Consider the following 14367-nt stretch of genomic DNA (forward strand, 5'->3'; position numbering starts at 1 on the left):
GGTGGTTAGATGGGTCAAATTCATCATACTCAATTACTCGATTTGGCGGGGTGTCCTTTAGAGGACATTCCGCATTTTGCTGTTTATAGCCATTTGGAGACTGACAGTCGAAAAGTGGATGGCGATGCGGTGTTTTTTGCTTTGCCGGGCGTCGCATCAAATGGTTGGGATCACCTGGACCAAGTGGTTGCATTAGGTTGCAAAGTAGCGGTCGTTCCTGAATATCTTCATTTGCAGCGCAATGATATTGAGCTTCTGTCAGTTGCTGATCCAGCCAAGTTGTTAGTTGTATGTTTGCATGCATGTTTTGGACGCATGCCGAAAAACATGGTGGCGGTGACTGGTACGAATGGAAAATCTTCTATTTGTTTCTATGTGGCTCAATTGGCTCAATTTGTTGGCTTTAAGAGTGGTTTGGTGGGGACGTTTGGTGTGGGTCCCTTGGATAAATTGTCTGAGTCAAAACAAACAACGCCAGATCTTTTGTCAATGCACCTTATTTTGATGGCAATGGCGGACTCAGGTGTGGATTTTGTCGCTTTTGAAGCCTCTTCTCATGCTTTGGATCAGGGGCGTCTTGAAGGCGTACCCTTTCAGACTGCAGTGTTTTCAAACCTTTCTCGTGATCATCTTGATTATCATGGTGATATGAATTCATACGCACTGGCAAAGCAACGACTTTTTGCCTTTCCTAGTGTGGCGCATGCCATACTGTGTCTTGATGATTCCTATGTTGGTCTTATGGCTGAAGGTGCGGTTGATGCACATCGTTATTATTACAGTGAGCAACATTCAGCGGCCGACTTTTATGTTAAGCAGTTAGTGCTGGAGTCAGCAGGATGTCGATTTATTCTGTGTCATCCAGACGGTGAAGTGCCGGTGTTTTTACCCTTATTGGGTCGGTTCAACGTGCAAAATGCATTAGCTGCTTTGGCCAGTCTTTGGGCTTATGTTGATGACAAAGAGCGTTTGATCGCTGGTTTGTCCTGCTTGTCTGGCGCACCTGGTCGAATGGAAAAAGTCCATTTACCTCATTCACCGCTTGTTGTGGTGGATTATGCCCACACTCCCGATGCGTTAGCGGTGGCGTTACAAGCCTTGAAAGCGCATTCCAGTAGTCGGCTGATTTGTGTATTTGGTTGTGGTGGTGATAGGGATAGAGGTAAACGACCTTTAATGATGGCGGCGGCTATGCAAAATGCTGATTATGTATGGTTAACATCTGATAATCCTCGCACTGAGTCGATAGAGCAAATTTTTTCCGATATTTTAGCGCAAACCGATCAAGGAGAGGCTTTTAGTTTTGAGCCTGATCGTCGTGTTGCGATACGTCAGGCTATCTTATCCGCTGGCCCAGAGGATGTGATTTTGATTGCTGGTAAAGGGCATGAAACTTATCAAGATATTGAAGGTGTTAAGCATCATTTTGATGATAAAGAAGAGGCGTTGAGGGCGGTAGAAGCTTATGTTAATTGATTTGACTCTTTCGGATATCGCTCTGGCCTGTAATGGCAAGCTTGTTGGTGAGAACTGCGCTCTAAATGCGGTTGTCACTGATACTAGGAAGTTGTCTCCTGGTTGTCTTTTTGTGGCGTTGAAAGGTGCCCGCTTTGATGGGCATGACTATGTGAAGCAGGCGATTGATAATGGTGCGATCGCGGTTGTGTCTGAGTATGATGTTGATGTGCCTAATTATGTCAAAGTGGCAGATACCTCATTGGCTTATGGTGCCATTGCCCGCTTGATCCGTGGTGCTTTTAAGGTACCTGTTGTATGTATTACTGGCAGTAATGGTAAAACAACCGTAAAGGATTGGTTAGCGCAGTCACTTTCTGGCAAAAATGTGTTAAAAACACGCGCCAATTTGAACAATCAGATAGGTGTGCCGCAAACGCTGCTTGAATTGGAAAAGCATCATGATGTTGCCGTGGTTGAGACAGGTACTAGTTTTTTGGGTGAAATCCCTTTATTGGCTAGAATTGCTTTTCCTGACGTAGTGGTCTTGACGAATGCGACTGGCAGTCATTTTGAAGGATTGGGTAGTCTCGAAGGCATTGCTAAAGAAAAAGGTGGTTTGATTTCGGGCGCTGCTCCTGATGCCAACATTATTCTTAATTCAGATGATGCCTTTTTTGATTATTGGTGTGGTATCGCGGACGGTAGAAAAGTGTATTCTTTTGGTTTTACTGAGTCTGCGGATTTGTATGCCTCTAATTTAGAATTGGGGGCGGAATCGAGCAGGGCGGTATTTCATTATCGAGGCGTTGCTCTTCCTGTGTGTGTTGGGGGCGCTGGTCGGCATCAGATTGCAAATGGCATGGCTGTGGTGTTGGCTATGTTAGTCATCGGAGTTGATTTTAAAGAAGCGGTCGCTAAATTGGCTTCGCCAGTGTTGGTTTCAGGCAGGTTAGAGCGTCTAAAAACAAAAAATGGCGCGCTATTAATTGATGATTGTTATAATGCCAGCCCGTCATCGGTCAAAGCGGCAATTGATGTATTGGCGATACAGTCGGTAGAAGAAACTTGGTTGATTTTAGGTGCGTTAGCCGAGCTTGGGGATCAGCGAGACAGTATTCATCACGAGTTAGGGGTGTATGCTAAGAGTAAAGGGATTTCGTGTTTGATTTGTGTTGGTCCTATAGCAGGTATTGCTGGCGCGGCTTTTCGAAGCGAAGGTGGTAATGCAATATTTTGTAATACGCATAATGAAGCGGCGACAGTAGTTCGTCCATTAGATAAAAAACACGCCATTTTAGTCAAAGGTTCTCGCTCGGCTAAGATGGAAAATGTCATTGAAGCATTAATTAATTAGGATATTCCTTACCAATGTTACTTCTCTTAACGGCTTATTTAAGTAAATACCATACATTTTTTACTGTATTTAATTATTTGTCTTTGCGCGCTATTTTGGGTGTTCTTACGGCATTGGCTATTTCTCTTCTTATTGGCAATAAAGTCATTGTCTTGTTGCAACGTTTACAAATTGGTCAAGCAGTACGTAATGACGGCCCTCAGACGCATTTGTCGAAAGCGGGAACGCCAACAATGGGCGGGGCGCTGATTATTTTTTCCATTTCTGTCAGTACCCTTTTGTGGGGGGATTTGCGCAATCAGTATGTTTGGGTCGTGCTGCTAGTGATGTTGGCATTTGGCGTTGTTGGCTGGGTAGATGATTACCGAAAAGTGGTAGAGAAAAACCCACGTGGTCTCCCTGGGCGCTGGAAATATTTTTGGCAAAGTGTATTTGGTCTCGCCGCTGCGTTTTATTTGTATTACACCGCCAGTACGCCCGCGGAAACAGCGTTGATTGTGCCTCTATTTAAAGATGTGGCTATTCCTTTAGGCGCGTTTTTTATTGTGCTGACGTATTTCGTTATCGTGGGTACTAGTAACGCAGTGAATTTAACCGATGGTTTGGATGGGTTGGCTATCTTGCCAACGGTCTTAGTGGGCGGTGCGCTGGGTGTTTTTGCGTATTTAACCGGCAATATTCGTTTTGCCGATTACTTGCTTATCCCTTATGTGCATGGTTCTGGAGAGCTGCTGGTGTTTTGTGCTGCGCTGGCTGGGGCGGGGTTGGGCTTTTTATGGTTTAACACCTATCCTGCTCAAATTTTTATGGGGGACGTGGGTTCTCTGGCGTTAGGTGCGGCGTTAGGCACGATTGCTGTTATCGTTCGTCAAGAGTTGGTGTTGTTTATTATGGGTGGCGTTTTTGTGATGGAAACAGTCTCCGTAATACTGCAAGTCGCTTCCTATAAGTTAACCAAACGACGAATATTCCGAATGGCACCGATTCACCATCATTTTGAGTTAAAAGGTTGGGCTGAGCCAAAAGTGATTGTGCGTTTTTGGATTATTACGGTTTGCCTCGTTTTAGTGGGTTTTGCCACCTTAAAAGTACGTTAGGAGTTTAGCATGTCGTTGATCGGGTCAGATCGGGTAAGAGCCGTTGTCGGCTTGGGTGTGACAGGCTTGTCTTGCGTACGCTTTTTAGCCAGCAAAGGCATTGAGTTTTATGTGGTGGATTCCCGTGAGAATCCACCTGGTTTAGAGCAAGCAAAAGCGTTTTGTTCCGAAGATCGTATTTTTACCGGTGATCTAGATGTGCTTGAAACGCTAGGGGTGACTGAGTTGTTTGTCAGTCCTGGTATCGCATTGCGTACACCTGTTTTGGCGCGCTTGGCTGAGCGTGGTGTGGCGATGCGCGGTGACATCGATTTGTTTTGTGATTATGTTGACGCACCCTTTGTTGCTATTACAGGGTCTAATGCGAAAAGTACGGTGACGACTTTAGTGGCGATGTTGCTGCAAGCTTGTGGTAAAAATACCAAAGCAGGTGGTAATTTAGGCTTGCCAGCGTTGGATCTTCTTTCTCCTGGTACGGATTTCTACGTGCTTGAGTTGTCTAGCTTCCAGCTTGAAACAACTCACGCCCTACAAGCTGATTTGGCTTGCCTACTGAATGTGTCTGAAGATCATATGGATCGTTACAAGGATCTTTATGAATATCAACGAGCCAAACAGAAAGTATATCGTGGCTGTAAAGCCGCTGTTTGCAATAAGCAAGATATTTTAACCGCTCCCCTGTTGGCGGAAGGTGTTCCTGTTCGTGCTTTCACTACAAAGAGTTCCTGATCTAAAAGAGTATGGCATGCTCAAAGATGGGGATGGCGCTTGGTTGTGCAAAGGTGTTGAACGCCTTTATCACACGTCTCAAATTGCCCTAAAAGGCTCGCATAATCACGCTAATGTGTTGGCGGCTTTGGCCATGCTTGAGTTGCTTGGCGTAGACGTTATGTCTGATGCAGTAGGGGAGGTATTGAAAACCTTTGGTGGTTTGCCTCATCGCTGTGAAACCGTTCGAGTGCTAGACGGTGTAACGTATATTAATGATTCTAAAGGAACCAATGTCGGCGCTACGTTAGCGGCGTTACAAGGGCTTGGTTCTACAGCCAATAAAAAGGTGTTGTTGATAGCCGGTGGTGAAGGAAAGGGTGCAGATTTTCGTGCTCTTGCTAAGCCCATTCAGGATCTTGTGCGCATTGTTTATTTATTTGGTAAAGACGCGAATCGTATTGCTGAGGTGTTGTCGCCAGATGTCGAGGTTAAGCATTTCGACACATTGGATCAGATTGTATTAAGTATTGCTAAGGACAGTCAGGAAGGAGAGATTGCTTTGTTTTCTCCAGCCTGCGCGAGCTTAGATATGTATAAGAACTACGAAATGCGCGGTCGGCACTTTGCTCGTTTGGTTGCAGAGTTATGACATGGCTCAGCATATTTGATCGTGTGTCTTGGCGCGAGTTTGTAAAGGTTGATGCGCTTTTTCTTGCCGCTGTCATTTCTATTTTGGCACTGGGCATGGTGATGGTGTCCAGTGCGTCAATCTCCATATCAGAAAGTATTCACGGCCATCCTTATTTTTTTATGAGAAGGCAGCTGCTTTATCTTGTTCTGGGGTTGGCTTTTGGTTGGCTGCTGTTGTCGTTGCCTACAAGCCAATTACAGCAATGGGGCATCCTTATGATGGGATTGTCTTTAATTTTGCTGATTCTTGTACTGGTTCCTGGTATTGGGAAAAGCGTCAACGGCAGTCGTCGTTGGATCAATTTGGTGGTGTTTAATCTTCAGGCCTCTGAGGTCGCAAAAGTTTGTATGGTGGTCTATGTCTCTGGCTATTTGGTTCGAAGAGCGGATCGCGTTAGGGAAAGTTGGGTAGGGTTCGTTTTACCTCTTTGTCTATGTAGTATCTTTCTTCTCTTTTTGCTATTTGAGCCAGACTTCGGGGCTTCTGTTGTCTTGCTGGGTACCGTGATGGTGCTGCTTTTTTTGGGTGGGGCGCCTTTGTATCAGTTTTTATTACTGATGGTGGCAGCGGTTTGTATGCTTGGTGTCGTGGCGATTTCAGAAAGTTACCGTTTGAAGCGTCTGTTGAATTTTATTGATCCATGGGCTGATCCTTTTAACGAGGGGTATCAACTTAGTCAGGCGTTAATAGCTTATGGCCGAGGTGAGTGGTTTGGTTTGGGCTTGGGAAATAGCGTACAGAAATTGGCTTATTTGCCAGAAGCGCATACGGACTTTGTGTTTTCTATTTGGGTCGAAGAAACGGGCATGTTTGGTGGGCTGTTGCTGATTTGTTTGTTTGCTTTAATGGTCGGGCGTGCTTTCAAAATCGGTCATAAAGCCATGGCTCTTTCTCGTCCTTTTGCTGGTTATATGTGCTTTGGTTTTGCCATTTTGATTCTAGCGCAAGTGATTATAAATATCGGAGTGAATACGGGTTTTTTACCGACAAAAGGTTTGACATTACCTTTGATTAGTTATGGTGGTAGTAGTCTAATTATTACTTTGGGTAGTCTGTTTGTTGTGGCGCGAGTGGATGTCGAGAATCGTCGGGTCGAGTATGGCGTTAACACGGATTCATCTGATGTAAGTGGCATGAAAGAGAGCAGGAAATGAATAAGGTAAAAAAAGTCATTATAATGGCTGGCGGAACAGGAGGGCATATTTACCCAGCCTTGGCCTGTGCGCAGAACTTTAAGGATCAAGGGGTCCACGTACAGTGGCTTGGTTCTAAAGGTGGAATGGAAGAGTCTCTTGTGCCTAAACATGACATAGATTTGCATTCTTTGTCGATTAAGGGGGTAAGGGGGAAGGGTATATTTGGCCTGCTAGCGGCCCCTTTTAGAATTTTACACGCCGTTGGTCAGGCGGTGGCTGTTTTGCAAAAAGTGAAACCGGATATTGTTTTAGGTATGGGGGGGTTTGTTGCAGGACCAGGTGGTTTGGCTGCTCGACTTTTAGGTATACCGTTAGCGATACACGAGCAAAATGCCGTTGCCGGAACAACGAATAAGCTACTTGCCAGAGTTGCAAGTGTGAGGTTGCAGGCTTTCAACGGTGCACTTAACGACGCTATTAGTGTTGGCAACCCTATTCGTAGTGATATTTTAAAGCAGCGTGTTCGAGAGCCAAGAAGTGGCAGTGCAAGGCCATTGCGATTGCTCGTTGTTGGAGGCAGCTTAGGGGCGAAAGCTATCAATGATGTGATACCGCAGGTTTTGGTAAAATGGCCGTTTTCTCAGCGTCTGGATGTTTGGCACCAAACGGGTATGCGTCATTTTGAAGAAGTTTCTGAGCGTTACCAAGAGGCGAACGTAGAGGCTCGTGTTGAAGCCTACTTAGATAACATGGATCAGGCCTATTATTGGGCAGACATTGTATTGTGTCGAGCAGGTGCCATGACAGTGAGTGAGTTGGCTGTAGCAGGACTACCTTCTATTTTGGTGCCTTATCCACTTGCAATTGATGATCACCAGACTGCAAATGCTCGTTATTTAGAACAGGTTGGGGCGGCCTATCTGCTGCCTCAGACGCAGTTGAACTGCGAAAAAGTTATTTCTTTGCTTTCTGGTTTTATAGATAGTGAGGAGACGTTATTGAAAATGGGTGAGCAAGCGAAATTAATGGCTCATCCCAATGCGACACAAGATGTTGTTGCATATTGTTTAAGGTTAATAAAATCATGATTGATAATAAAGCTCAGTACGATATTCCTACCATGCGCCGTATTCAGAATATCCACTTTATCGGTATTGGCGGTGTGGGTATGTGTGGTATCGCTGAAGTATTGCATAACCAGGGTTACCAAGTGTCTGGCTCTGATTTGAAAGCGTCATCAACAACAGAGCGCTTAGTAGGGCTTGGTATTAAGGTATATCTTGGGCACGTGGAAGAAAACGTTTATGACGCTCACGTCATTGTTGTTTCTACGGCGATCAATGAGAAAAACCCAGAAATTATTTGGGGTAAAGAGAATCGTATTCCTATTGTTCGTCGAGCGGAGATGCTAGCAGAATTGATGCGTTATCGTCATGGCATTGCTGTTGCGGGTACGCATGGAAAAACCACGACCACGAGTTTAATGGCGTCTATTTTGGCGGCGACTGGTGAAGCGCCAACCTTTGTAATAGGTGGTCGTTTGACAAGTGCTGGTGCCAATGCGCAGCTAGGTAGTAGTGCTTATCTTGTGGCGGAAGCGGATGAGAGTGATGCGTCATTTCTGCATTTGCAGCCGCAAACCGTAATCGTCACCAATATCGATGCAGACCATATGGACACCTATGACGGTGACTTTGAAAAGGTCAAGCATACCTTTATCGAGTTTGTGCATAATTTGCCTTTCTACGGTCTCGCTGTGATGTGTATTGATGATGAAAACGTTCGTGAAATTTTGCCATCATTGAGTCGACCTATTTTGACGTATGGCATCGATCAAGAAGCGGATTTTTATGCGACGGATATTGTGCAAATCGGACGCTATTGTGAGTTTTTGGCGCACCGTCCAGATGGTGATTCGCTGAAAATTCGCCTGCCTATGCCGGGTCGTCATAATGTGCTGAATGCCCTGGCGACCATTGCAGTTGCAACGGATTTGGGAGTAGATGCCGCGGCTATTCAAGCTGGCCTGATGGGGTTTGAGGGGGTTGGGCGTCGTTTTCAAGAGCAAAAACCGTTGGCATTATCAGATGGCTCAAGCGTGATGTTCGTCGATGATTACGGTCATCATCCTAGTGAAGTGCTGGCAACGATAAAGGCGATTCGTGCAGGTTGGCCCGAAAAGCGTTTGGTAATGGTCTATCAGCCGCACCGCTACACTCGAACTCGTGATCTGTATGAGGATTTTGTACGCGTTTTGTCTCAAGTGGATGTGTTGCTGTTGCTTGATGTGTACTCGGCGGGTGAAAACACGATCAATGGGGCGGACAGTCGTTCATTATGCGGCAGCATTCGCCAGCGTGGCAATGTTGATCCTATTCATGTTGGCAGTGAAGCGGATTTGCGTTCTATTTTGAGTAACGTTTTGCGTGATGGGGATTTGTTGATTACGCAAGGGGCAGGCGATATTGGTATGGTATCCAAAAAATTATCAGTGAGCGGTATTTAACATGGTTCAAACACTTAAAGATTCCGTTATCGCAGTGATTTATGGTGGGCGCTCTGCTGAGCGCGATGTTTCCATGCAGAGTGGGCCTCTGGTGGCAGAAGGGCTGCGTTCAAAAGGATTTAATGTTGTCGAGCTCGACCTTTATGGGCCTGATGCGTCATTCGATCCTATTGTCCAGTTGCAATCGATTGAGTTTGATCTGGCTTTTATTGCTCTTCACGGCGGTGAAGGGGAGGACGGGCGAGTTCAGGCATTGCTTGAAATGCTCGGCAAGCCCTACACAGGAAGTTCACCTTTGTCATGTGGTCTTGCAATGGACAAGGTCTTAACGAAACGTTTTTGGAGTGGTATTGGCATTCCGACACCGGCTTATTTGTCTTTTGTCAATCATGCAGATGCCGATGTGATTGAGCAACAAATGTCTTACCCAATGATTGTTAAGCCTTCTAGAGAAGGTTCTACCATTGGTATTAACAAAGCGATGAATCGATCTGAGGCTCGATGAGGCTCTTTTGAAGGCGCTTGAATATGATTCTGACATCTTGGTTGAAGAGTTTATTGATGGGCCTGAATTCACGATTACGATTATTGATGATGTTGCTTATCCGCCAATAGGTTTAAAGCCTGCTCCAGAGCATAAGCTTTATGATTATGAGGCGAAGTACATAGCAAATGATACGCAGTATCTATTGCCGTGTGGATTGAATGAAGATGATGAAAATGAATTGCAAATGTTGGCGCTAGATGCATATCGCTCATTGGGTTGTTCTGGTTGGGGGCGTGTGGATGTAATGCGTGATCAAGCGGGTGTGTTTTGGGTGTTGGAGGTTAATACAGCGCACTGGGATGACATCGCACAGTTTGGTCCCTATGGCGGCTAAATATGTGGGGATTGATTATGCTTCTTTAGTCGAAAAAATTGCGCAAAATGCTTGGGATAAAGTAGGGCGTGATTGATTTATGAGAATAGCGGCACTAATAGGGGCGGTTTTATTGATAATCGTTGCCACTTTTCAGGGCGATGATTCCCCCGATACCTGGTTTGCTATTCAAAAGATTGAAATTAAGGGGCAACTAAAATATGCAACGAAAGAAGAGTTGCAGTCCGATTATTCTTCTTTGTTGGGTCAGAGTCTTTTGAGTGTCTCTTTGTCGAGTGTGATGGATGTTGTTTTGTCATCAGAATGGGTGGCAAGTGCAGAGATTCGTAAAGTTTGGCCAAATACGTTGCAGGTCCTTGTTCATGAGCATACGCCTCTTGCATACTGGGGAGATGGGCAATTGATCTCCACCTCGGCGGTTATTATTGCGCCGCCTAAGCTACCAGATTTGCCGCTTACTCGGTTTTATGGTCCAGAAGATTCCAGCGGTATTGTGCTTGAGCAGTTCGGTCTGATTAGTCAGGTGCTTGCTTCTACTTCTTTGCGTGTTGCTACTCTTACTTTAGAGCCAAGGGGCGCTTGGAATATCATTTTTACCAATGGTGTAGAGGTTAAGCTAGGTAGAGAGGATATTTTAGAAAGATTACAGCGCTTTATAGCCGTGTATAAGAGTGATTTATCGGGTAGAATAGACCAAATAACATCAGTCGATGCTCGTTATCCTCATGGGATAGCGGTAGGTTGGAAGCAAAATAAATGATATTGGCCTGTTTGTTGCTTTTTTAAACAGTAATGAAGGGCTTGTCATAACAACACGTGATGCCGGGAAGGTGAAATGATAGTCGGTTTGGATGTAGGCACATCGAAAGTTATTTGTTTGGTTGGCGAAGTTCTGGCTGATGGTAGTTTGGAAATTGTCGGTATTGGCTCTCATAGTTCAAAAGGCATGAAGCGTGGTGTTGTTATAAACATAGAGTCAACGGTTCAATCGATTCAACGTGCAGTTGAAGAGGCGGAGCTAATGGCGGGTTGTAACATACATTCAGTTTATGTCAGTGTGGCAGGTAGCCATATTCGAAGCTTGAACTCGCATGGCATTGTTGCTGTTAAAAATGGTGAAGTGCAAAAAGAAGATATTGATCGAGTGATTGATGCGGCTCAAGCTGTGCCGATTTCCTCTGACCAGCGAGTGTTGCATATTTTGCCTCAGGAATACCATATAGACTCTCAAGAAGGTATCAAAGATCCTCTGGGTATGTCTGGTGTACGTCTTGAAGCGAATGTGCATTTGATTTCTGGTGCGGTTAACGCCGTCATGAATGTTGAGAAGTGTATTAAGCGCTGTGGACTGGGAGTAGATGGTGTTATTTTGTCTCAGCTAGCTTCCAGTGAGTCATCTTTGAGTGAAGATGAAAAAGATTTGGGTGTGTGCTTGATTGATATTGGTGCCGGAACATCTGATATTGCTGTCTGGCTTGATGGTGCGTTACACCATACTGCCGTTGTGCCTGTCGCAGGTGATCAGGTGACCAATGATATTTCAATGGCTTTGCGCACCCCGACCCAACATGCTGAAGAGATTAAAGTAAAATATGCTTGTGCTATGTCCTCAATGGCGTCTGCAGATCAGGTTTTGCAAGTACCCAGTGTGGGCGATCGTCAGCCAAGATCCATCACTCGTCATGCTTTGACTGAGGTGGTTGAGGCTCGATATGAAGAAATTTACAATTTAATTTTAGATGAGTTAAGACGCAGCGGTTATGCCGAGCGAATCCCTGCAGGCATTGTAATTACTGGGGGGACGTCGCTTATGGAAGGTGCGGCAGAGCTGGCAGAAAAGGTATTTCAGATGCCAGTTCGATTATCTTTACCAGATTGTACTAAAGGAATGTCTGACATTGTCGATAACCCTATATATTCAACAAGCGTTGGATTATTGGCTTATGGTAGTAAAGAGGCTGACGTAACTGAAATCTCGAAACGGATGATGTCTAAGACGCAAACTAAACGAGAAACATCAGTTCTGGCTCCTAAAGAAATCGGACCATCTTTCAGTGCAGCGAAGGCGTGGCAGAAATTAAAACACTGGTTTCAAAGTTATATTTAGTCAGAATTGATTATGAATTTATTGAGGAGCGATAAGCCCATGAATGTCTTTGATTTAGCCGAAGATAATCTATCAGATAACGCTGTTATAAAAGTAATTGGTGTTGGCGGTGGCGGTGGTAATGCTGTTCGTCACATGCTCGAAAATCGATTGGAAGGTGTTGAGTTTATTTGTGCCAACACGGATTCAAAAGCACTAATCGGTTTCGAAACGGGTGTTTCTTTGCAGTTAGGCTCAACTATCACCAAGGGGTTAGGGGCTGGTGCCAATCCAGAGGTTGGTCGTGATTCTGCTCTGGAAGATCAGGAAAAAATCACCCAGTTACTTACGGGTGCTGACATGGTGTTTATCACGGCTGGTATGGGCGGTGGTACAGGAACGGGGGCTGCGCCAGTAATTGCAAAAGTCGCTCGTGAACTCGGCATACTGACGGTTGCTGTTGTAACTAAGCCTTTTCCTTTTGAAGGCCGTCGTCGTGCCAGAGTAGCAGAAGATGGTGTAAGAGAGTTGCGAGAAAATGTCGACTCTTTGATCACGGTTCCAAATGAGCGTCTTTTGCCTGTTTTAGGTAAGAATATTTCGTTGTTGAAGGCATTTGGCGAGGCGAATAACGTTTTGTTTAATGCGGTTCAAGGGATAACAGATTTGATTATGCGACCAGGTTTAATCAACGTTGACTTTGCAGATGTAAGAACGGTTATGTCTGAGATGGGGATGGCGATGATGGGGACAGGGTCTGCTTCTGGTGACGATAGAGCAAGAGTGGCTGCTGAGGCCGCAATTCATAACCCGTTATTGGAAGATATTAATCTCAGAGGTGCGCGAGGCGTGCTGGTAAACATTACTGCTAACGAAGAAGTTGGTTTGTCTGAGTTTACTGAGGTTGGTGCGATTATTGAAGAATATGCGTCTGAAGACGCTACTGTCGTGATTGGTTGTGCAATTGATCCTAGTGTAGGGGATGAAATGCGAGTCACGGTGGTTGCAACTGGTTTAGAGGGTCGCTCTACAGCTGAAATTCAATCTGCTGTTGGTGAATCTGTTGTCTCTCAACCGGTTATGGCAAAGGTCGGGCAATCTGCTGAAAGTAGTAGCGATGTAAAAGCGGCTGTTGCTCAGCCTGTGTCGAAGCCTTCATCTACGATGAAGGTGGAAAAGGTGGAGAAAGGCTTGAGTGAGAAGAATGAGTCAGTAGATTCAACTTCGATTTCAGGTGGCGATAAATTATCGTATTTGGACATTCCGGCATTTTTACGTCGTCAAGCTGACTAGTTTGAGTAAAAACGATGCAATATCAGTATGTTGGATTGTATAAAAAATGTGTTATTGATACTATTTTTTATAAGAATAGTATCCAGTCATAAAAATGTAGGAATATAATGGTACGCCAACACACACTAAAAAACATTATTCGAGCAACTGGAGTGGGACTTCACTCTGGCGAAAAGGTGTATTTGACACTAAAGCCTGCCCCTGTTAATACAGGTATCATATTTGTTCGTACAGACTTGGATCCAGTTGTTGAGATTCATGGTGATGCACGAGCAGTTGGGTCAACAAATTTTGCTACGGCTTTATGTCAAGGTGATGTGAAGGTTAGTACTGTAGAGCATTTGTTGTCTGCCATGGCAGGATTAGGTGTTGATAACGCTTATGTGGAAGTGAGTGCTAGTGAGATTCCGCTTATGGATGGAAGTGCTAGTCCCTTTGTTTTTCTTCTGCAGTCAGCTGGTCTAGAAGCGCAAAATGCTTTGAAACGATTCATTCGAGTCAAAAAACCGATTCGCGTTGATGAAGGTGATAAGTTTGCTTCTTTGGAGCCTCACTCAGGTTTTCGTTTGTCCTTTACTATTGACTTTCAGCATCCAGCCATTGGTGAAGATGTTCAGAGCACATCATTTGATTTTTCAACGACAACTTTTGTTAAAGAGATTAGTCGTGCAAGAACATTTGGTTTTATGAAGGATCTTGAGTACTTTAAAAACAATAATCTTGCTCGTGGAGCAAACATGGAAAATGCCATCGTTCTTGATGACTACCGTGTTTTAAACGATGAAGGTTTACGTTACCGCGATGAGTTAGTGCGCCACAAGATATTGGATGCGATTGGTGATCTGTATCTTCTCGGGCACAGCCTTATTGGTGAGTACAAAGCTTACAAATCAGGTCATGCCCTAAACAACAAGCTTTTGCTGGCATTACTTGAGCATCAAGATGCTTGGGAATACGTGGTATTTGAAGATGAAGCTCAAATGAATCCGATTTCTTATGTAGAGCCAGCATTTGTTGGTGCTTAGTAAGTGATTAATTCTTGATCGGATTGTGAAAAACCAGACTATATGTCTGGTTTTTTTGTATTTAGGTCCTTGATATTTCATGTTTTGTCACACATTACCATGATAGACTGTCTTTATTACTAATTGGCT

12 protein-coding genes and 1 pseudogene are annotated in these 14367 nt (G+C 44.7%); all 13 read left to right on the forward strand.

Annotated elements, in window-relative coordinates; genetic code table 11:
• Positions 1-9 precede the first annotated feature (9 nt).
• The 13 genes and pseudogenes from ONZ52_RS22635 (at position 10) to lpxC (ending at position 14238) form a co-directional block, all read left to right on the forward strand.
• Positions 10-1476: a UDP-N-acetylmuramoyl-L-alanyl-D-glutamate--2,6-diaminopimelate ligase gene (locus tag ONZ52_RS22635; protein ID WP_265220864.1), complete on the forward strand. Its 1467-nt coding sequence runs from the start codon at positions 10-12 to the stop codon at positions 1474-1476.
• On the forward strand, positions 1466-2812 hold the full coding sequence (locus ONZ52_RS22640; RefSeq protein ID WP_265220865.1) for a UDP-N-acetylmuramoyl-tripeptide--D-alanyl-D-alanine ligase: 1347 nt from the start codon (positions 1466-1468) through the stop codon (positions 2810-2812). The genes ONZ52_RS22635 and ONZ52_RS22640 overlap by 11 nt, the downstream gene beginning before the upstream one ends.
• Positions 2813-2826: 14 nt before the next feature.
• Positions 2827-3909, forward strand: coding sequence for a phospho-N-acetylmuramoyl-pentapeptide-transferase (mraY, locus tag ONZ52_RS22645; protein ID WP_265220866.1), 1083 nt, complete (start codon positions 2827-2829; stop codon positions 3907-3909).
• Positions 3910-3918: 9 nt separating this feature from the next.
• Positions 3919-4638: a Mur ligase family protein gene (locus tag ONZ52_RS22650; RefSeq protein ID WP_265220867.1), complete on the forward strand. Its 720-nt coding sequence runs from the start codon at positions 3919-3921 to the stop codon at positions 4636-4638.
• Positions 4639-4654: 16 nt separating this feature from the next.
• Positions 4655-5269 carry a glutamate ligase domain-containing protein gene (locus tag ONZ52_RS22655; RefSeq protein WP_265220868.1) on the forward strand — a complete coding sequence of 205 codons (615 nt, stop codon included), beginning with the start codon at positions 4655-4657 and terminating at the stop codon, positions 5267-5269.
• The gene (ftsW, locus tag ONZ52_RS22660; protein ID WP_265220869.1) at positions 5266-6465 is read left to right on the forward strand and encodes a putative lipid II flippase FtsW; all 1200 of its coding nucleotides are present in this window, start codon (positions 5266-5268) and stop codon (positions 6463-6465) included. Before ONZ52_RS22655 ends, ftsW begins: the two co-directional genes overlap by 4 nt.
• On the forward strand, positions 6462-7535 hold the full coding sequence (murG, locus tag ONZ52_RS22665) for an undecaprenyldiphospho-muramoylpentapeptide beta-N-acetylglucosaminyltransferase (RefSeq protein WP_265220870.1): 1074 nt from the start codon (positions 6462-6464) through the stop codon (positions 7533-7535). Before ftsW ends, murG begins: the two co-directional genes overlap by 4 nt.
• Positions 7532-8953 carry a UDP-N-acetylmuramate--L-alanine ligase gene (gene murC, locus ONZ52_RS22670; RefSeq protein WP_265220871.1) on the forward strand — a complete coding sequence of 474 codons (1422 nt, stop codon included), beginning with the start codon at positions 7532-7534 and terminating at the stop codon, positions 8951-8953. Before murG ends, murC begins: the two co-directional genes overlap by 4 nt.
• A 1-nt stretch (position 8954) precedes the next feature.
• Positions 8955-9910: pseudogene (locus ONZ52_RS22675) on the forward strand (D-alanine--D-alanine ligase).
• A 3-nt stretch (positions 9911-9913) separates the two neighbouring features.
• Positions 9914-10594: a cell division protein FtsQ/DivIB gene (locus ONZ52_RS22680; protein WP_265220873.1), complete on the forward strand. Its 681-nt coding sequence runs from the start codon at positions 9914-9916 to the stop codon at positions 10592-10594.
• Between the two features lie 75 nt (positions 10595-10669).
• Positions 10670-11941: a cell division protein FtsA gene (gene ftsA, locus ONZ52_RS22685; protein ID WP_265220874.1), complete on the forward strand. Its 1272-nt coding sequence runs from the start codon at positions 10670-10672 to the stop codon at positions 11939-11941.
• Between the two features lie 39 nt (positions 11942-11980).
• Positions 11981-13213, forward strand: coding sequence for a cell division protein FtsZ (gene ftsZ, locus ONZ52_RS22690; protein ID WP_265220875.1), 1233 nt, complete (start codon positions 11981-11983; stop codon positions 13211-13213).
• 107 nt (positions 13214-13320) lie between these two features.
• Positions 13321-14238, forward strand: coding sequence for a UDP-3-O-acyl-N-acetylglucosamine deacetylase (lpxC, locus tag ONZ52_RS22695; RefSeq protein WP_111607275.1), 918 nt, complete (start codon positions 13321-13323; stop codon positions 14236-14238).
• Positions 14239-14367 lie beyond the last annotated feature (129 nt).

Origin of the sequence: Marinomonas rhodophyticola (genome assembly GCF_026113935.1) — a bacterium.
GTDB classification, from domain to species: domain Bacteria; phylum Pseudomonadota; class Gammaproteobacteria; order Pseudomonadales; family Marinomonadaceae; genus Marinomonas; species Marinomonas rhodophyticola.

Coding starts and splice junctions, on each gene's coding strand:
- ONZ52_RS22635 (WP_265220864.1), top strand. CDS start 10: ATGGGTCAAATTCATCATACTCAATTACTCGATTTGGCGGGGTGTCCT.
- ONZ52_RS22640 (WP_265220865.1), top strand. CDS start 1,466: ATGTTAATTGATTTGACTCTTTCGGATATCGCTCTGGCCTGTAATGGC.
- mraY (WP_265220866.1), top strand. CDS start 2,827: ATGTTACTTCTCTTAACGGCTTATTTAAGTAAATACCATACATTTTTT.
- ONZ52_RS22650 (WP_265220867.1), top strand. CDS start 3,919: ATGTCGTTGATCGGGTCAGATCGGGTAAGAGCCGTTGTCGGCTTGGGT.
- ONZ52_RS22655 (WP_265220868.1), top strand. CDS start 4,655: ATGCTCAAAGATGGGGATGGCGCTTGGTTGTGCAAAGGTGTTGAACGC.
- ftsW (WP_265220869.1), top strand. CDS start 5,266: ATGACATGGCTCAGCATATTTGATCGTGTGTCTTGGCGCGAGTTTGTA.
- murG (WP_265220870.1), top strand. CDS start 6,462: ATGAATAAGGTAAAAAAAGTCATTATAATGGCTGGCGGAACAGGAGGG.
- murC (WP_265220871.1), top strand. CDS start 7,532: ATGATTGATAATAAAGCTCAGTACGATATTCCTACCATGCGCCGTATT.
- ONZ52_RS22680 (WP_265220873.1), top strand. CDS start 9,914: ATGAGAATAGCGGCACTAATAGGGGCGGTTTTATTGATAATCGTTGCC.
- ftsA (WP_265220874.1), top strand. CDS start 10,670: ATGATAGTCGGTTTGGATGTAGGCACATCGAAAGTTATTTGTTTGGTT.
- ftsZ (WP_265220875.1), top strand. CDS start 11,981: ATGAATGTCTTTGATTTAGCCGAAGATAATCTATCAGATAACGCTGTT.
- lpxC (WP_111607275.1), top strand. CDS start 13,321: ATGGTACGCCAACACACACTAAAAAACATTATTCGAGCAACTGGAGTG.